We start from the raw sequence: 19,582 nt of genomic DNA, 5'->3' as shown, positions 1-19,582 counted from the left end.
CGCCGAGGTATGAGGCTCCTCCGGGGGCCGCGAGGAGTGTCATGACGGCAGCAGCGAGCTGGCCCAGCGTCGAGGGTGTCGCCTACGGAGGCGACTACAACCCCGAGCAGTGGCCCCGCGAGACGTGGGACGAGGACGTGCGTCTCATGCGCGAGGCGGGCGTCAACCTGGTCTCGGTGGGCATCTTCTCGTGGGCGATGCTCGAGCCCAAGGAGGGCCTCTACGACTTCGCGTGGATGGACGAGCTGCTCGACCTGCTCCACGCCAACGGCATCGCGGCGGACCTCGGCACGCCGAGCGTCTCGCCGCCGGCCTGGTTCTTCCACCAGTACCCGCAGGCGCGCGTGACCGACAAGAACGGCACCGTGATGGGCTTCGGCTCGCGCGGCATGGCGTCGCACGCCTCGCCCGAGTACCGCGAGGCGATCGCCCGCATGGCCGGCGAGCTCGCGAAGCGCTACGCGGACCACCCGGCGGTGGTCCTGTGGCACGTGCACAACGAGTACGGCGTGCCCGTGGGCGAGGACTTCGGCCCCCGCGCGGTGGAGTCCTGGCGCCGCTGGCTGCAGGAGCGCTACAGCACCCTCGAGGGCCTCAACGCCGCATGGGGCACCGCCTTCTGGGGTCAGCGCTACGAGGACTGGGAGCACGTGGTCGCCCCGGCCGCCACGCCGACCATCGCGAACCCCGCCATGAAGCTCGACTGGGCGCGGTTCACCGACGACCAGCTCCGCGAGTGCTTCCGCATCGAGCGCGACGCCATCAAGGCCCACGCGACGCAGCCCGTCACCACCAACTTCATGGCGCACCAGTCGTGGAACACCGACCTGTGGAAGTGGGCGCAGGAGGTCGACGTGGTCTCGGACGACCACTACCTGTGGTCGCCGGACCCCGACGCGCACGTCGGGCTCGCGCTGTCCGCCGACCTCACGCGCTCCGTCGCCGGGGGCAAGCCGTGGATGCTCATGGAGCACTCGACCTCGGCCGTCAACTGGCAGGGCCGCAACATCGCCAAGCGCCCCGGCGAGATGCGCCGCAACGCGCTCACCCACCTGGGACGCGGCGCCGACGCGATCATGTTCTTCCAGTGGCGCGCCTCCCGCTCCGGCGCGGAGAAGTTCCACTCGGCGATGCTTCCCCACGCGGGCGCCTCGTCGCGCGTGTTCCGCGAGGTCGTCGAGCTCGGCGCGCACCTCGAGGACGCCTCCGTGGTCCGGGGCGCCGAGGTCCAGGCCGACGTCGCGGTGCTCTACGACTGGGAGTCCCTGTGGGCCCAGGACCTCGAGTGGCGCCCGTCCGACGACGTGCAGTTCCGTGAGCGGATGCGTGCCTTCTACGAGCGGCTGTGGCGCGACAACGTCACCGTCGACTTCGCGCACCCGTCGCAGGACCTGTCCCGCTACAAGCTCGTGGTGGCGCCGGCCTCCTACCTGCTCACCGCATCCTCCGCCGCCAACCTCACGCGCTACGTCGAGGACGGCGGGACGCTGCTGGTCAACTTCTTCTCCGCCATCGTCGATGAGAACGATGCGGTCCACGAGGGCGGCTTCGTCGCGCCGCTGCGCGACGCCCTGGGCCTCACGGTCGAGGAGTTCCTGCCGCTGCGCGAGGGCGACACCGCGACCGTGCGCTGGACGCGCGGCGCCGAGGTCGAGATCCCCTCGGACGTGTGGCAGGACGACATCGCGCTCGCGGGCGCCGAGGTGGTCGCGGAGCACGGCTCCGGGCCCGGCGCGGGCCGTCCCGCGATCACACGCAACACCCATGGGCAGGGAGTCGGCTGGTACGTCGGCACCCGTCTGTCCGTGGAGGCGCTGAGGACCGTGTTCGACGCGGTCTACGCGGACGCCGGCATCGAGGCCTCGGGGCTGCCCGAGACCCTCGAGGTGGTGACGCGTCACGGCGCGGCTGAGGACTTCGTCATCGCCGTCAACCACGGTGAGGACGCAGCTCGTGTCCCGGTGGCAGGCATCGACCTGCTGACGGGAACCGAGACCGATGGCGAGCTCGAGGTTCCGGGAGGCGGCGTCGCCGTGGTCCGCACCTCGCGCATGTCCGGAGGTAGGGCGGACTGACCGCAGGGGAGGGCCCGGACTGCGCCGGGCCCGAGCCCAGACCGCTCGAACCCAACTGAAGACCTGGTATCCCCGGCCGGGGGCACTGCATCGGAAGTAACCTGTCGCAGAGACGCGATCTCACCAGAGGCGCGCAATGTGGCTCCACTCTGGAAGGAAGTAACCATGCGTAAGACCATCGGAAAGGCCGCCGTCCTGGTGACGTCGGTCGCGCTGCTCGCGGCGTGCTCCACGTCGGGTGATGAGGAGGGCACCGACGAGTCGATGTCGCCCGAGCCCACCACGTCGGCGTCGGAGACCTCGGACGCGATCGACGCGACGGGCCAGACCCTGACCATCTGGACCGACGCGAACCGCAAGCCCGCGATCGAGGCCGCCGCGGCCACGTTCGAGGAGGAGACCGGCGCGACCGTCGAGCTCGTCGAGAAGAACTTCGAGGACATCCGTGCGGACTTCCTCGCCCAGGTCCCCACCGGCGAGGGCCCGGACATCACCATCGGTGCGCACGACTGGCTGGGCGCGCTCGTCACGGACGGCGTGGTCAACACGGTCGACCTCGGCGCGAACGCCTCGAGCTTCTCGCAGGTCGCCGTCGACGCGATGACCTACGACGGCCAGGTCTACGGCATGCCGTACTCGACCGAGGCCGTCGCGCTCATCCAGAACACCGACCTCGTGGGCACCGAGGCCCCGGCCACGTGGGACGACATGATCGCCGCGGGCGAGGAGTCCGGCGCGAAGTACCCGTTCTGCATCAACGTCAACGGCGAGACCGGTGACGGCTACACCATGTACCCGTTCCAGACCTCGTTCGGCGCCCCGGTGTTCGTCCAGGAGGGCGGCTCCTACACCAACGAGGTGGGCATGGGCGGCGACGCCGGCGAGGCCTTCGCGACCTGGCTGTCGGAGAACGGCGAGAAGGGTGCCGGCCACCTGTCGACCACCATCGACTACGCGATCAACAACGAGCTCTTCAACTCGGGCGACTGCGCGTACACCGTGGCGGGCCCGTGGGCGCTCGGCGACTTCGCCGACGTGAACTTCACCGTCAACGCGGTGCCGTCGGCCGGTGGCGAGCCTGCCGCTCCGTTCGTGGGCGTCCAGGGCTTCTACGTCTCGTCGCAGTCGGCGAACGCGCTGCTCGCGAACCAGTTCCTCACCAACTACATCGCGACGCCGGACGCCATGCAGGCGCTCTACGACGCCGACCCGCGCCTCCCCGCGTTCGAGGGCGTCGACACCGCGTCGGCTCCGTTCCCGGACGCGATCGCGGGCTTCCAGGCCTCGGCCGAGCAGGGCGTCCCGATGCCCTCGATCCCGGAGATGGGCTCGGTGTGGGACTTCTGGAACGCCGCTGAGGCGAAGATCATCAAGGGTGCCGACCCGGTCGACACCTGGAACAAGATGATCACGGACCTGACCGCGGCCCTCGCGGGCTAAGGGGTCCACCCACCTCGGTGGGGTGGGGCGCGCGGCGCCCCACCCCACCCCGGCGGACACCGCCGGAGCATCACCACCCAGACGGGAGCAGGAGAACTGATGTCGACGGAGACCACCGCGCCGGCGCCGAGCACGGGCAAGGGCACGGAATCGCACTCGCGGCGCTGGACAGGACTGGGATGGGGCTTCGTCGCGAAGCTCCTGGTCATGATGATCGTGAACGCCTTCGGCGTGAGCGCGATCATGTCGGCCTGGAACGCCCAGGCCTGGGTGATCCTCGGTGCCTCGATCGTCCTGCTCGTCGTGGCGGACTGGGTCTACTTCTCGCGGCGCATGCTGCCGCTCAAGTACATCTACCCCGGGCTCGTGTTCCTCCTGGTCTTCCAGGTCTTCACGATGATCTACACGGCGTATGTGGCGACCACCAACTACGGTGCGGGCCACAACGTCAGCAAGGCGCAGGCGATCGACGCCGCGCTGATCCAGGCCGAGCGCGAGGTCGACGGCTCGCCGTCCTACCCGCTCGCGGTGGTGCGCGACGGCGACACCATCGGCTTCGCGATCAGCGAGGACGGCGTGGTCGAGGTCGGCACGTCCGAGGAGCCCCTCGCCGAGGTCGACGGCTCCGTCGACGACTCGGGCCGTCCCACCGAGGTCGACGGCTGGGAGATCGTCAAGGTCAACGAGCTGCTGTCGGACCAGGCGCTCGCGCAGGAGGTCACCGACCTCCGCGTCCCGGTGTCCGACGAGGCGGACGACGGCTCGCTGCGCACGCGCGAGGGCTCGACCGCCAAGGTCTACCGCTCGTCCCTGGTGTGGGACGAGGAGGCGGACACCCTCACCGATGTGGACTCGGGCGTGGTGTACACGCCCAACGACCGCGGCACGTTCGTGGGTGACGACGGATCGACGCTGCCGGCCGGCTGGTACGTCAACGTCGGCTTCGAGAACTTCACCAAGGCCGTCACCGATCCCGAGTACTCCAAGCCGCTGCTCAAGGTCACGGCCTGGACGTTCGCGTTCGCGATCCTCACCGTCGCGAGCAGCTTCCTGCTCGGGCTGTTCTTCGCGCTGGTCTTCAACGACGACCGCATCCGCGGCAAGAAGACGCTGCGCACGCTCTTCATCCTCCCGTACGCCTTCCCCGCGTTCCTCACGGCGCTGCTGTGGCGAGGCATGCTCAACCCCGAGTTCGGCATCATCAACAAGTGGTTCTTCTTCGGGGCCGACATCAACTGGCTGGGCGACCCGTGGCTCGCGCGGTTCTCGATCCTCTTCGTCAACCTGTGGCTGAGCTACCCGTACTGGTTCCTCGTGTGCACCGGCGCGCTCCAGTCGCTGCCCTCGGAGACCACCGAGGCCGCGAAGATCGACGGCGCGGGGCGCTGGCGCCAGTTCCGGTCGATCACGTTCCCGCTGCTGCTGGTCTCGACCGCGCCGCTCGCGATCGCGTCCTTCGCCTTCAACTTCAACAACTTCACGATCATCTACATGCTCACCAACGGTGGGCCCAGATTCGAGGATACGAGCGTGCCGTTGGGCTCGACGGACATCCTCATCTCCGCGATCTACCAGATCTCCGGAGTCGCCGGTGGTCGCGCCGACTACGGCCTCGCGGCCGCGTTGTCGATCGTCGTGTTCGTCGTGGTGGGCCTCGTCTCCGCGCTCGCCTTCCGCCAGACCAAGAAGCTCGAGGAGTTCTGATGGCCACCACCGCTCCCACCACGGGCACGTCGAACCGGTTCCAGCACACCCGCCGCTCGCGCTGGTGGCTCGAGGTCGGCTGGAAGTACCCGCTCGCCGCGCTCATCATCTTCTACGCGGCGTTCCCGCTCGTCTTCGTGCTCTCCGCCTCGCTCGACGAGCGCGGCAGCCTCGCGGGCACGCAGCGCCTGTTCGGCTCGATCAGCTTCGAGAACTACCAGAACCTCAACGACACGCTGTTCTGGACCTGGGTGGGCAACACGCTGTTCATCGGCCTCTCCGCCGCGATCGGCGCGGTGCTCATGGGCGCGGCCGCCGCGTACGCGTTCTCGCGGTTCCGCTTCCAGGGCCGCCGGTCCTCGCTGACCGGTCTGCTGATCCTGCAGATGTTCCCGCAGACCGTCGCGTTCGTGGCGGTGTTCCTGCTGCTCATCTCGCTGGGCGAGGTGATCCCTGCGCTCGGCATCAACTCCAAGATCGCGCTCATCTGCGTGTACCTGGGCACCGCGCTCGGCTCGAACACGTTCCTCATGTACGGCTTCTTCAACTCGATCCCGCAGGAGATGGACGAGGCCGCCAAGATCGACGGCGCGAGCCACTCCCAGATCTTCTGGGGCATGATCATGCCGCTCGTGCGCCCCGTGCTCGCGGTCGTGGGCCTGCTCGCCTTCGTCTCGGCGTTCGGCGACTTCATCCTCGCGAGGATCATCCTGGTGTCCTCCGAGAACTGGACGCTCGCGGTCGGCATGTACCAGTGGGTGTCCGATCAGCTGACCGCGCGCTGGGGCATCTTCTCGGCCGGCACCGTGATCGCGGCGCTGCCGGTGCTGGTGCTGTTCCTGGCGCTCCAGCGCTACATCGTGGGAGGCCTCACGGCCGGTTCCGTCAAGGGCTGATCCAGGCTCTCCTTCCAGAGAGGGGCCCGGGGTGGGAGACCGCCCCGGGCCTCTCTGCGTCGGCGGGCTCCCCGCATCGGCCGCCTCTCGAGGATCGCCGCGGCGCAGCGGTGGTTGGTGGTCGCACTCGAGACGTCCCCGACCACCAGCAACCACTGTGATGCACCGATCGGCGCAAACCGACAGCGATCTACCACTGCGGTGGGGGAGGGTGCGCTGGGACCGGTAACGGAACGGTCACGATCGTGACGGTGTGTGGTGCGTCACAGATGGTGACGATAACATTGGGACCGCTCACAGCATCCCCAGGGCCGCGCCGACGCGGCACCCACAGATGCGTGCGCCCGGCACCGCAGCTCGGGCGCGTCGGTCCCCGCCGACGGCAGATCAGCGTTGATCTCTCAGGGAAGGAAGCATGAACCGCATTCTCAGTACACCGGTGGCCGCCGCGCTCACGGCGCTGTGCGGCATCGCCATCGTCTCGCCCGCCGCCTCGGCGTCGACCGAGGACGGCCCCATCGAGGCAGGCATCACCGTGCCCAAGGTCGAGGGGCTGGCCGAGGACTTCATCAACGGCGTCGACGCCTCCTCGATCCTCTCGCTCGAGGACAGCGGCGTGACGTTCAAGGACTTCGACGGGCTCGAGGCCGACGTGTTCGACGTCATGGCCGAGGCGGGGGTCAACTACTCGCGCATCCGTGTGTGGAACGACCCGTACGACGCCGACCACCAGGGCTACGGCGGCGGCACCGTCGACGCCGAGCGCGCGACCGAGATCGGCGTGAGGTCGACGGAGGCGGGCATGCGCGTCCTCGTCGACTTCCACTACTCCGACTTCTGGGCGCACCCGGGCCAGCAGTACGCGCCCAAGGCGTGGAGCGGGCTGACGGCGGCGGAGAAGGCCGATGCGCTGTACGACTACACGTTCGACACGCTCACGATGATGGTCGAGGCCGGCGTGGACGTCGGCATGGTGCAGCTGGGCAACGAGACCACGGGCCTCTCGCTCGCCGGCGAGAGCTGGCCCGCGTCCGCGGCGCTGTTCGACGCGGGCTCGGACGCCGTCCGCGACGTGCTGGGCGAGGACGTCAAGATCGCGGTCCACTTCACCAACCCGAACTCGCAGAACTACCTCGGCTACGCGAAGACCCTCGCCGAGTACGACACCGACACGACGACCGAGGGCGTCCAGCCGATCGACTACGACGTGTTCGCCAGCTCGTACTACGCGTACTGGCACGGCACGCTCGAGAACCTCACCGACAAGCTGTCGCAGGTGGCCGACACCTACGGCAAGGAGGTCATGGTCGCGGAGACCTCATGGGCGTACACGCTCGAGGACGGCGACGGCCACGAGAACACGATCCGTCCCGCGACCAACAACGACTCGTACTCGGCGACGCCGCAGGGCCAGGCGCTCGCGGTCCGCGACGTGATGCAGGCCGTGGTCGACACGGGCGACGCGGGCATCGGCGTCTTCTACTGGGAGCCCGCGTGGCTGCCCGTGGGCACGCCCGACGAGCTCGAGGCCAACAAGGTCCTGTGGGAGCGGGACGGCTCCGGCTGGGCCAGCTCGTACGCCGGCGCCTACAACGCGGACGCGGGCACCTACTACGGCGGCTCCGCGTGGGACAACCAGGCGATGTTCGACTTCGAGGGCAACCCGCTCGAGTCCCTGCGCGTGTTCGACTACGCGCGCACCGGATCGATCTCCGAGCGCGAGGTCGACACGATCGGCGCCCCCAAGGTCACGGTGACCGAGGGCGGCACCATCACGCTGCCGTCGACGGTCACCGTCAAGTACACCGACGGCACCTCCGAGGACCAGACCGTCACGTGGTCGGGCTCCACCGCGTGGATCACGGACGCAGGCGTCTACACCTTCGCGGGCACCACGTCCGCCGGGCTCGAGACGAGCGCGTCGGTGGAGGTGCTCGCCGCCGACGTCGACACCACCAACTACGTGGTCAACCCCGGATTCGAGGACGGCGCGACGGGCTGGACCGGCAGCGGCTCCGGCTACACCATCGGCGCTGAGAAGGCCGCGGACGCCTACGACGGCACGCACATGACCACCTTCTGGTCGGGCAGCACGTACTCGTTCTCGATCACGCAGACCATCACGGACGTGCCGGCGGGCGACTACCGCCTGTCCGCCAAGGCCCAGGGTGGCTCGGTCAACGGCAGCGAGACCACGGAGATCTCCGTCGCCTCGGGCATCGCCAACAAGACCGCGGCGTTCGCGCTCGACGGCTACGTCAACTGGCAGTCGCCCGTGACGGACCCGATCACCGTGGTCGAGGGGGCGCCGGTCACCATCACGGCCACCTTCTCCGCCATGCCCGCCGGGGCCTGGGGCACCATCGACGCCTTCGCGCTGGTCGCGGTCCCCGAGGCGATCGACGCCGACACGTCCACGCTCGAGGCGCTCGTGGCACAGGCGGCGGCGCTCGATCCCGGTGAGTACACGGCGGTGTCCTACCTCGCCGTGACGCGCGCGCTCGCCCGCGCCGGGTTCGTGCTCGACGCTCCCACCGCGGGCCAGGGCACCGTCGACGCGGCGTCCGAGGCTCTCCAGGCCGCGCTCGACGGGCTCGAGGAGGGCGACAGCGCCATCCCCGCCCCGACCGTGCGCGACACGGAGGTCGCGGTGGAGGCCGGCGACGCCATCGAGCTGCCCGACACCGTCACGGTGGTGGCGTACGACGACAGCACCACGACCGAGCAGGTGGCGTGGAACGACTCCTACACGTGGATCGACGGTCCGGGTACGTACACCGTGACGGGTCTGACCGCGTCCGGGCTCGTCGCGACGGCCCGCATCGTGGTCACGGCCAAGAACCACGTGTCGAACGGTGGCTTCGAGAACGGGACGGGTTCGGCCTCCCCGTGGGAGATCGACGCCACGCCGTGGCCGTCCGCGGAGGCGGGCACGTTCTGGGTGTCCGACGGGGACAAGCGCTCCGGGGACTACTCCTTCAACCTCTGGAACGGCACCGGCGCCTCCTTCGACGGCTCGGTGACGCAGGAGATCACCGGCCTCGCCCCCGGCAGCTACGCGCTGAGCGCGTGGATCACCGGTGGCGGCACCACGGCGAGCTCCCTCACGGCCACCTCGTCCGCGGACGAGTCCTCCGTGGCGGTCACGCTGCCCGGCTGGGGCACGTGGGCCGAGCTCGCCACCACCGTCACGGTCGGTGAGGACGGCGTCCTCACCCTCGCGTTCGCGGGCACGTTCGACGACGGCTCGTGGGGCTACCTCGACGATGTGACGCTCACCGCGGCCGCCTCGGCGGGCGCGAGCGACACCGTCGCCCTCGAGTCCGCGCTCGCGGCCGCCGCCGGGATCGACCGTGGTCTCTACACGGCCGCCACGCTCGCGGCGCTCGACCTCGCGGTCGAGAAGGCGGGCGTGGTCCTCGCTGCCGAGGTGCCGACGCAGGCCAAGGTGGATGCGGCCGCCGCGCTGATCGAGGAGGCCCTCGCGGCTCTCGAGCTTCTGCCGGTGGCATTCGACCTGGCGCCGAAGCCGACGGTCACGGGCAAGGCGCGTGCGGGTGCGGTGCTCACCGCCGAGGCAGGCACCTGGAGCCCGGCCCCGGCCGAGCTCGACTACCAGTGGCGCCGCAACGGCGTCCTCATCGAGGGCGCGACGGGCACCACCTACACGGTGGGCGAGGAGGACCGTGGCGCGCGGATCTCGGTGCGTGTGACGGCGTCCGCGGACGGCCGTATCTCCACCCAGCGGGTCTCCGCTCCCGTGACCATCGAGAAGGAGTTCGCGGTCGCGGGTGCGCCGACGATCACGGGCAAGCCGGTCGCCGGCAAGGTGCTGCGCGTCACGCTCGGCTCGTGGACGCCATCCGCGACCCGGTACACCTACCAGTGGCGTCGCAACGGCGTGCCCATCGCGGGGGCGACGGAGTCGACCTACACCGTGCGCAAGGCGGACCGCGGCACCCGGCTGTCGGTCGTGGTGGTCGGCCAGCGCGCCGGATACACCGCGCTCTGGGCGAAGTCGGCGCCGGTCGCCGTACCTCGCGTGTTCTCGGTGCCGGCGCGGACCATCCCCACCGGCAAGGCCGCCGTCGGCTCCCAGCTCGTGGCGCCGGTCGACGGCTGGTCGCCGAGCCCGAGGCGGCTCACCTACGTGTGGCTCCGTGACGGGGAGCCCATCTCCGGGGCGACCCACGCCACCTACAAGGTGCGTCGGTCCGACCTCGGGGCCAGGGTCAGCGTCAAGGTGACCGCGCACAAGGGTGGGTATCTCGATGCCACCGTGAGGTCGAAGGCGAGGACGATCGGCTAGCCGCCGTCCGCACGCGAGCGGGGAGGGTGCCCCCTTCCCCGCACGGCGCCTGCCGGGATGCTCCGCCGGCACGGGCCCGACCCGGGGACACCCCCTCCCCGGGTCGGGCCTCTCGCGTCCCACCCCTGAGTCGTCTACCTCCCCGGATGCGGATTCGTCCCTTCTGTGCCAGTCTGAGAGCGGTCACAGGACGCGGGTCCTCCCCGCGCGGTCAAGGACGATCGAAGGGACTGACCATGCTGCGCACCTTCCGCACCGGAGCCACCGCGGTCGCCATCGCCGCGCTTGCGCTGCTCATCGCGGCACCCGCGGGCGCGCATCCGCGCCCGACGGAGCCTGCGGGCCCCGTCGACGCGGGGATCTTCGTCGACAAGGTGGAGAACCTGCCCGAGGGCTTCATGAAGGGTGTCGACGTGTCCTCGGTCATCGCGCTCGAGGACTCGGGGGTGGTGTTCCGCGATGCCAAGGGCAAGCCGCGCGACCTCTTCAGGGTCCTCGCCGATGCGGGGGTCACCGACGTGCGCATCCGGGTGTGGAACGACCCGTTCGACTCCGACGGCAACGGCTACGGCGGTGGCACGGTCGATGCGGCGCGCGCCGTCGAGATCGGCAAGCGCGCCACCAAGGCGGGCCTGGGGGTGACGGTCGACTTCCACTACTCGGACTTCTGGGCCGATCCCGGCAAGCAGCAGGCACCCAAGGAGTGGGCGGGCTACACGGTCGAGCAGACCGCCGCCGCGGTGGGCGAGTACACCGAGGCGACCCTGACCGCGATGCGCAGGGCCAAGGTCGACGTCCGCATGGTGCAGGTGGGCAACGAGACGAACAACGCGGTGGCGGGCGTCAGCGGCTGGGACGGCATGGCGCAGGTCTTCTCGGCGGGCTCCGCGGCGGTGCGGGACGTGTTCCCCGACGCGCTGGTCGCGCTGCACTTCACCAATCCCGAGACCGCAGGGCGGTACGCGGGCTACGCGGCGGCGCTCGACGCGCGCGGCGTCGACTACGACGTGTTCGCGAGCTCGTACTACCCCTTCTGGCACGGCAGCCTCGACAACCTCACGTCGGTGCTGTCCGATGTCGCCGACACCTACGGCAAGCAGGTCGTCGTCGCCGAGACGTCCTGGGCGTACACGCTCGAGGACGGGGACGGCCATCCCAACGTCATCGACCAGCCCGCGGAGGCCACCGCCTACCCGGTGAGCGTCCAGGGTCAGGCCCGCGAGGTCGCCGACGTCATCCAGGCGGTCGCGGACGTCGGCGAGGCCGGCATCGGCGTCTTCTACTGGGAGCCCGCGTGGCTGCCGGTGGGCACGCCCGCGCAGCTGACCCGCAACAAGGTCCTGTGGGAGCGCCACGGTTCCGGCTGGGCGACGAGCTTCGCGGGGGAGTACGACCCCGACGATGCCGGGGTCTGGTACGGCGGCTCGGCATGGGACAACCAGGCGCTGTTCGACTTCGAGGGCAACCCGCTCGAGTCCCTCGACGTGTTCCGGTACGTCGACACCGGCGCCGTGACGGACCTGGCGATGGAAGCCGTCGAGAACCCTGTGCTGACCTTCCAGGACGGTGACCCCATCGTCATGCCGGAGACCGTCGCGGTGAGCTTCAACGACGGCTCCACGGTCGACGAGGCCGTGACGTGGTCCGGCTCCGAGGCCTTCATCTCCGGCCCGGGCGAGTACAGCGTCTCGGGCACGACCGCGAGCGGCTACGCCTCCGTCGCCTCCGTGACGGTCCTGGCCGAGAACCTGGTGGTGGACGGTGACTTCGAGCAGGGCGAGGACATCACGCCGTGGGTCTTCGAGGCCGACCCCTGGCCGTCCACGTTCTGGGTCAAGCATGAGGTCGACTCGCAGAACATGCGGGGGGAGTGGGCGGTCAACGTCTACGACGCCGCCGCCTACGAGCTCGAGATGAAGCAGACCGTCAGCGGGCTCGAGCCCGGCGCGTACCACCTGTCCGCCGCGGCGCATGGCGTCTCCGCGCTGAGCCTCGACCTGTACGCGTGGGCCGACGACTCCCCGGGCGGCAGCGCCGACTTCGCGCTCACCGGGTGGGGCGCATGGGACGAGCCCGGTTTCGATGTCGAGGTGGGCCCCTCCGGCATCCTCAACATCGGGATCTGGGGCTCCGGCGAGGCCGGCGCCTGGGGCTGGATCGACGATGTCACGCTCGTGCGGGCCGTGGCCTCCGACATCGACACCACGGCGCTCGCCGCGCTCGTGGATCGCGCGGACGCGATCGACCGCGACGTCTACACGCCCGAGTCGCTCGCGCTGCTCGACTCCGCGCTCGAGGCCGCGCGCAACGTGCTCGCGTCGTCGCGGCCGGACCAGCCGGACGTCGACGAGGTCACGCTCGCGCTCGAGGCCGCGCTCGACTCGCTCACGCTGCGCGACGATGCGACGCCGCCGGACCCGGTGGTGCGGCCCGTGGCGGTCGACGCCGTGCTGGGCGAGCCGATCGCGCTGCCCGCGGAGGTCACGGTGGTCGCCTACGACGGCGGCACCTCGACCGAGGCCGTCGTGTGGTCGGACGCCGTCGCCTGGATCACCTCGCCCGGCGAGTACCAGGTGAGCGGCACCACCGAGGGCGGCTGGATCGCCTCCGCGACCATCACCGTCACGGATGGTCCGCTGCTCGGCAACGCGGGGTTCGAGGCGGTGGACGCTGCGGGTGCCCCCGACATCGCTCCATGGACGTTCGTGGCGGACCCGTGGCCCACCACGTTCTGGGTGGTCGCCGACGAGTGGAGCGCCGTGGGGGAGCAGGCCGTGAACGTCTGGGACTCGATCCCGTGGGCCTTCTCGGTGGCGCAGGACGTCGCGCTCCCGTCCGGCACCTATCTGCTCAGCGCGGGTGCGCACGGCGAGGACACGGGTGACGCGGACCTCGCCGTCGACGGCGTCGAGCAGGTCGCGCCGTTCGCGTTCTCCGGTTGGGGGGCGTGGGACTACCCGGAGCTCACGCTCGAGGTCGCGGAGGGCGCCGCGGTGACGGTGGGCGCGCAGGGCACGGGCGGCGTCTCCGACTACATCTGGCTCGACGACTTCTCGATCACCCCGGTCGCGGTCGCGGTCGACACCACGGCCCTCGCCGCGCTCGTGTCCGAGGCGGACGGCCTGGATCGCGATGCCTACGGCGCGGAGGAGCTCGCCGCGGTGGACCGGGCCCTCGAGGTCGCGCGCATCGTGCTGGCGGCGTCGCGGCCCACGCAGGAGCAGGTGGACCAGGCTACCTCGCAGCTCGAGGCCGCGCTCGCGCACCTGGGCGAGATCCCGGCGGCGTGCACCGTCACCTACCGGACCGCGGCCACCAGGGACGGCTTCCGCGCGACCCTGCAGATCCGCAACGCCACGGACACCACCATCCGCGGATGGTGGCTCGCGTGGGAGCTCGCCGGGGACGAGCAGCTGACCTCGGCGGTGCCCGGAGACTTCCTGCAGGCCGGCTCGCATGTGGTGCTCGTCGACTCGAGCCGCACCAACGAGCTGCGCCCAGGGCGCACGGTGACCGTCCGCCTCGAGGGCACCACCGAGTCAGGTGCGCTCCCTGTCGAGGCGTTCACGCTCAACGGCAAGGAGTGCGCCGTGGGGTCGGGAGGGACGTTCAGCCCGCGGGGTCGGTGAGGTAGAGCCGCAGCGACAGGGCCTCCATGCTCTGCGTCGCGCCCGGCTCGACCGTCCCCTCGGGGCGCTCGTCGAGCGAGTCCCACGCGCTGTCCCACGCGAGGCGCCACGGCTGGCCCTGGTCCTCGGGGATGGTCACGTCGACCGCGTGCGCGTTGCCGTTGACCACCACCAGCGCATCGGCCTCGGACTCGTCCGAGAGCGAGCGCATGAACTGCACCACGCGGGTCTCGGGGTCCTCCCACCACTCCTCGTCCTCGTGCGCGCCGTCGTGGCGGAACCATGCCGAGTCGGCACGGAACAGCGCGTCGGCAGGGTTGTGGTCGACACCGTCGTAGAAGCGGTCGGGACGGAGCACCGTGTGCTCGCGGCGCAGGCGCAGCAGCTCCGCGACCGACGCGCGGAGGTCGACCTGCCACTGCTCGTGCTCCCAGTCGAGCCATGAGATCTCGTTGTCCTGGCAGTACGCGTTGTTGTTGCCGCCCTGGGTGCGCCCGAACTCGTCGCCGCCCAGGATCATGGGCGTGCCTGCGGAGATCAGCAGGGTCCCCAGCATGTTGCGCACGGAGCGCAGGCGCGCGTGGCGGATCTCCGGATCGTCGGTCGGGCCCTCGACGCCATGGTTGAACGAGCGGTTGTTGTCCGTGCCGTCGCGGTTGTCCTCGCCGTTGGCCTCGTTGTGCTTGTGGTTGTAGGACGTGAGGTCGAGCGCGGTGAAGCCGTCGTGCGCCGTGATGAAGTTGACCGAGGCGATGGGGCCGCGCATCCCGTAGGGCTCCGAGTGCCCGAAGAGGTCGGACGAGCCTGCGATCCGCGTCGCGAGCTCGGGAGCGGTGGGGTGATGGCGCTGGCCGGACGATGCGGCGCCCCATTGGAGCCAGAAGGCGCGCGTGTAGTCGCGGAAACGGTCGTTCCACTCGGACATGGGCTGCGGGAAGTTGCCCACCTGCCAGCCGCCGAGGCCCACGTCCCAGGGCTCGGCGATGAGCTTGAGGCCGCCGAGCACGGGGTCAGTGATGAGCCCCACCAGGAACGGGTGGTCGCTCGAGAAGCCCTGCATGGTGCGCCCGAGCGTCGCGGCGAGGTCGAAGCGGAAGCCGTCGACATGCATCTCCGTCGCCCAGTACCGCAGCGAGTCGAGCGCCATCTTGGACACCAGCGGGTGGCCGAAGTCGAGGGTGTTGCCCGTGCCCGTGGTGTCGTCGTAGTGCTGCGGCGCGTGGACCTGGCTGCGGTAGTAGACGCGGTTGTCGAGCCCCTTCCACGACAGGACGCGGTCCGAGCTCGAGCCTTCGCATGTGTGGTTGTAGACCACGTCGAGGATGACCTCGAGCCCGCCCTGGTGCAGCAGGTCGACCATGCCGCAGAACTCGTCCTGGACCGCCTGCGCACCCGCGGCTCGGGCCGCCTCCGTCGCATAGCCCGCGTGCGGCGCGAAGAAGCCGAGCGTCGAGTAGCCCCAGTACGAGTCGAGCCCGCTGTGCTCGAGGTGCGGTTCCGGCGCGAAGGCGTGCACGGGCAGCAGCTCGACCGCGGTCACGCCCAGCTCGTTGAGGTAGTCGATCGAGGCCGGGTGGGCGAGGCCCGCGTAGGTGCCGCGCAGCTCCTCGGGCACTCCCGGCATCGTCTTGGTGAAGCCCTTGACGTGGGTCTCGTAGAGGACCGTGTCGGTCCAGGGGACCCGCGGGTGGGGCGTCTGCCAGGGGCCCGACGGCTTCTTGGTCACCACCGACCTGGGCATGAGCGGTGCCGAGTCGGTCGCGTCGCGCGAGCTCAGCAGGGCGCGCGCACCCGGGTCCGTCATGGGCGTCATGCGTCCCTCGATGCCGCGACCGTAGGGGTCGAGCAGCAGCTTCGCGGGGTTGTAGCGGTGCCCCTGCTTGGGGTTCCACGGGCCGGTCGCGCGGAAGCCGTAGCGCTGGCCTGCCTCGATCCCGGGGACCAGCCCGTGCCAGATGCCGTTGCGCGGGCCGTGCAGCGCGATGCGGGTCTCCGTGCGGTCGTCGTCCGAGAACAGGCACAGGTGCATCGCGGTCGCATGCGCCGCGTACACCGCGACGGTCGCGCCTCCCTCGACCAGGTGCACGCCCAGGCGATGCGGGTTCGGGGACGGCTCGACTGTCGGGGATGTCATGCTCATATTGTTATCCGACAACTGTGAACGTTCGCAGGACATTCCGCCGGAGGGGGCACGTCGGCGCATCTAGCGGGTGCGTCGTCCACCGCTACGCTGTCCCGTATGCGCATCCTGGTGACGGTGAAGTTCGTCCCCGACCTGCAGTCGCAGCGCTCCTTCACGGAGGGCGCGGTGACCCGCACGGGGGACGACGGGACCATGAACGAGCTCGATGAGAACGCGGTCGAGGCCGCCCTCCAGCTCAAGGAGGCCGCGGGGGAGGGCGAGGTCTACGCCCTCACCGTCGGCGGGGACGATGCCGTCGCGGCGGTGCGCAAGGCGCTCCAGCTGGGTGTCGACCACGCGATCCACGTCTCGGATGCGGCGATCGCGGGCTCCGACGTCTTCGGGACCGCGAAGGTGATCGCCGCCGCGGTGCGCAAGGTCCACGACGAGGCGCCGCTCGACCTGGTGGTGACCGGCATGGCGGCGCTCGACGGCCTCACCTCGATGCTGCCGACCGCGCTCGCGGCAGAGCTCGACTGGTCGCAGCTGACGCTCGCCTCGGGCCTCACGGTCGAGGACGGCGCCGCCACCATCGTCCGTCACCTGCCCGACGCGCACGAGACGGTCGCCGCGCCGCTGCCCGCCGTCGTCTCCGTCACGGACGAGGCGAACAAGCCGCGCTACCCCAACTTCAAGCTCATCATGGCCGCGCGCAGCAAGCCCGTGACCACCTGGACCCTCGCGGACCTGGGCATCCCCGCGGAGGCGGTCGGCGCGGGCGCCGCGCGCACCGTCGTGGTCGACGCCTCGCCGCGGCCGCCGCGCGAGAACCGCGTCAAGGTGACCGACACCGGCGACGCGGGCACCCAGCTCGCCGACTTCCTGATCGAGAGGGGGCTCGCATGAGCACCGTCGCCGTCCTGGTCGAGACCCGCTCCGGCGAGGTCACCCAGCCCACGTTCGAGGCGCTCACGCTCGCGCGCACGCTCGGCACGCCCGTCGCGGTGTGGATCGGAGCCGCGCCGGAGCCTGCCGAGCTCGCGCGGCTCGGCGTCTACGGCGCGGAGGAGGTGCGCGTGGTCCCCGCCGGGGACGATGCCCGCGTGCCGGCCGCGGCGGCCGCGGCCCTGGGCGCGGCCACGCAGGATGCCGCCGTGGTGGTCATGGTGTCGACGTTCGTCAACAAGGAGGTAGCGACGCGGCTCGCGCTCGCCACCGGTGCGGGCGTGGTGGTCGACGCCGCGGGCGCCGAGCTGGTCGACGGCCATGTCGAGACCCTGCAGACCGTGTTCGCGGCCACGTGGAACGTGCGCACGCGCATCGCCGCGGAGCGCGCGATCGTGGCCGTGCGGCCCAACACCACGCAGGCGATCGCGGGGGAGACCCCGGGGGCCGCCACCCTGGTCGAGGTCGGGGCGGAGCTTCCCGAGACGCGGGAGGCGATCGTCGCGATCGAGCCCGTGCCTGCGCCCGAGGGCGTCCCGCTCGCGGAGGCGCCCGTGGTCGTGTCGGGAGGCCGCGGCACCAACGGCGACTACACGCTGGTGCGCGAGCTCGCCGACGTCCTGGGCGGCGCCGTGGGTGCGTCCCGCGACGCGACGGACGAGGGCTGGATCTCCCACGAGCACATGGTCGGTCAGACCGGCACCACGGTGACGCCCGCGCTGTACGTCGCGTGCGGCATCTCCGGTGCGGTGCACCACCGTGGCGGCATGCAGGCCTCGGGCACCGTCGTCGCCGTCAACATCGACCCGGACGCCCCGATCTTCGAGATCGCGGACTTCGGCGTGGTGGGCGACCTGGGCGATGTGCTCCCGCAGGCGATCGCGCGCATCCACGAGCACCGCGCCGGCTAGGCCCGGCCCGCCGTACCGCTCAGCGTCCACCCGGGGCACGGTTCCGTGCCCCGGGTGGACGCTGAGCGTCTGCGGCGTCAGGCGACCGCGTTGAGCAGGTAGCCGGCGCCCACGATCCCGAGGGCGACGACGGCGACGAACATCGCCAAGGACCGCCGGTCCATCACCTTGCGGAGCATGAGCAGCTCGGGTGCGGACAGCCCCGCCACCGCCATGAGCATGGCGATCAGGGCGCCGATCGGCACGCCTGCGGCGGCGAGCGGCGCGATGAGCGGCACCGCGGTGGCCGTGGCCGAGTACAACGGGATCCCGATGAGGACCGCGGCAGGGACGCCCCACCAGTGCCCGCCGATCTCCGCGATGACGTCGGTGGGGACCCAGCCGTGGACCGCGGCGCCGAGCCCGATCGCGAGCAGCACGAAGGGCCACAGCCTGCGCAGCGTGGTGCGGGTCTCCGCGACGCCCGCGCGGAGGCGGTCGTCGAACGACGGGCGGCGCTCGGCGATCGCGAGCGGGAGCATCGTCGGCGCGGGACCGGCCTCCCGTGAGCGTGCGGCCCCGACGAGCGTGCCCGTGCCGATCGCGATCGCGAAGCCGAGCGCGAGGTAGGCGATCGCGATGCCGAGCCCGAGCATCGATGCCAGCAGCGCGAGGGCGATCTCGTTGACGAGCGGGCTCGCCACCAGGAACGTCATCCCGACACCGGCCGGCACCCCGGCGCGCGTGAGGCCCACGTACAGCGGAACGGACGAGCACGAGCAGAACGGCGTGACGGCGCCGAGCCCGGCGGCGAGCACGTGCCCGACGCCGCGCCGACGTCCGGCGAGCAGCCGCTGGACCCTTGCGGGCGTGAGCCACGTGCCCAGGAAGCCGACCGCGAACACGATCACGGCGATCAGCGCGAGAATCTTGCCCGACTCGGCGAGCGCGAACTGCACCGCCGAGCCGAGCGCGGAGTCGAGGTCGAGACCGAGCACGGTGAGCAGGCGTGTCCAGGCCGGCCCGGCGACCGTCATGAGGACTGTCGCCCCGAGCGCGCCGGCCGCCACCGTCGCACGGAGCCTGCGTGCGTCGGCGTGGCGGTCCTGGCCGGCCTCGTCGCCGCAGCAGGACGATGCGGGCGCGGGCGCGGGCGCGGGCGCGGGCGCGGGCGCGGCGGTCGGCGGGCAGCAGGTCTGGGCGGAGGGCGAGGTCATGACGGGTTCCCGAGGAGGGTGAGGGGCAGCGCACGGGAGAGGCGCGCGGCGGCATCCGGCGCGACGCTGTAGTGGACCCATCGCCCGCGCTTGTCGGACACCAGCAGCCCTGCCTCGCGCAGGGTCTTGAGGTGGTAGCTGAGCAGGTTCATCTTCACGGGGAAGGCGGACTGGAGGTCGCACACGCACTGCTCCCCCTGCGCGGCGAGGTAGCGGACGATGCCGTGGCGCAGCGGGTCCGCGACCGCGGCGAGCACCGTGGCGGACTCGGCGGAGAGCTCGGGCGCAGCGTCCCGCGTCGTCATTTCGAGATTCGTTGTATCAACCACATTCGAAATGTAAGGCCGCGCGGCGC

11 protein-coding genes are annotated in these 19,582 nt (G+C 70.9%); 8 read left to right on the top strand and 3 right to left on the bottom strand.

Annotation, left to right across the window (positions count from 1 at the left end):
- Positions 1-41 precede the first annotated feature (41 nt).
- The 6 genes from AOM00_RS00705 to AOM00_RS15900 all read left to right on the top strand — a co-directional run bounded on the left by AOM00_RS00705 (position 42) and on the right by AOM00_RS15900 (position 14,053).
- Positions 42-2,075, top strand: coding sequence for a beta-galactosidase (locus AOM00_RS00705; protein WP_062515960.1), 2,034 nt, complete (start codon positions 42-44; stop codon positions 2,073-2,075).
- Between the two features lie 165 nt (positions 2,076-2,240).
- The gene (locus tag AOM00_RS00700; RefSeq protein ID WP_062515959.1) at positions 2,241-3,515 is read left to right on the top strand and encodes a sugar ABC transporter substrate-binding protein; all 1,275 of its coding nucleotides are present in this window, start codon (positions 2,241-2,243) and stop codon (positions 3,513-3,515) included.
- Between the two features lie 99 nt (positions 3,516-3,614).
- The gene (locus tag AOM00_RS00695; protein ID WP_062515958.1) at positions 3,615-5,219 is read left to right on the top strand and encodes an ABC transporter permease subunit; all 1,605 of its coding nucleotides are present in this window, start codon (positions 3,615-3,617) and stop codon (positions 5,217-5,219) included.
- Positions 5,219-6,115: a sugar ABC transporter permease gene (locus AOM00_RS00690; RefSeq protein ID WP_062515957.1), complete on the top strand. Its 897-nt coding sequence runs from the start codon at positions 5,219-5,221 to the stop codon at positions 6,113-6,115. The genes AOM00_RS00695 and AOM00_RS00690 overlap by 1 nt, the downstream gene beginning before the upstream one ends.
- Before the next feature lie 415 nt (positions 6,116-6,530).
- The gene (locus AOM00_RS00685) at positions 6,531-10,424 is read left to right on the top strand and encodes a glycosyl hydrolase 53 family protein (RefSeq protein WP_082096380.1); all 3,894 of its coding nucleotides are present in this window, start codon (positions 6,531-6,533) and stop codon (positions 10,422-10,424) included.
- 236 nt (positions 10,425-10,660) lie between these two features.
- On the top strand, positions 10,661-14,053 hold the full coding sequence (locus AOM00_RS15900) for a glycosyl hydrolase 53 family protein (protein ID WP_062515955.1): 3,393 nt from the start codon (positions 10,661-10,663) through the stop codon (positions 14,051-14,053).
- Here AOM00_RS15900 and glgX read toward each other — a convergent pair.
- Complete coding sequence (gene glgX / locus AOM00_RS00675; protein WP_062516091.1) at positions 14,034-16,187, bottom strand: glycogen debranching protein GlgX; 2,154 nt, start codon at positions 16,185-16,187, stop codon at positions 14,034-14,036. The genes AOM00_RS15900 and glgX overlap by 20 nt on opposite strands.
- Positions 16,188-16,292: 105 nt before the next feature.
- Between glgX and AOM00_RS00670 the strand changes: the two genes are divergently transcribed.
- Together AOM00_RS00670 and AOM00_RS00665 are read left to right on the top strand one after the other, a co-directional pair.
- Positions 16,293-17,081, top strand: a complete 789-nt coding sequence (locus AOM00_RS00670) for an electron transfer flavoprotein subunit beta/FixA family protein (protein WP_062515954.1) — start codon at positions 16,293-16,295, stop codon at positions 17,079-17,081.
- Positions 17,078-18,031 carry an electron transfer flavoprotein subunit alpha/FixB family protein gene (locus tag AOM00_RS00665; RefSeq protein ID WP_062515953.1) on the top strand — a complete coding sequence of 318 codons (954 nt, stop codon included), beginning with the start codon at positions 17,078-17,080 and terminating at the stop codon, positions 18,029-18,031. The genes AOM00_RS00670 and AOM00_RS00665 overlap by 4 nt, the downstream gene beginning before the upstream one ends.
- A gap of 77 nt (positions 18,032-18,108) precedes the next feature.
- On the opposite strand, the gene AOM00_RS00660 is transcribed toward AOM00_RS00665, so the two are convergent.
- Positions 18,109-19,227: a permease gene (locus tag AOM00_RS00660; RefSeq protein ID WP_062515952.1), complete on the bottom strand. Its 1,119-nt coding sequence runs from the start codon at positions 19,225-19,227 to the stop codon at positions 18,109-18,111.
- Positions 19,224-19,532, bottom strand: a complete 309-nt coding sequence (locus tag AOM00_RS00655; RefSeq protein WP_062515951.1) for an ArsR/SmtB family transcription factor — start codon at positions 19,530-19,532, stop codon at positions 19,224-19,226. The genes AOM00_RS00660 and AOM00_RS00655 overlap by 4 nt, the downstream gene beginning before the upstream one ends.
- Positions 19,533-19,582 lie beyond the last annotated feature (50 nt).

The organism is Demequina gelatinilytica (genome assembly GCF_000971115.1).
GTDB lineage: Bacteria > Actinomycetota > Actinomycetes > Actinomycetales > Demequinaceae > Demequina > Demequina gelatinilytica.
Note: the sequence above shows the minus strand (reverse complement) of the source record. Positions and strands in the feature narration are given on the sequence as shown.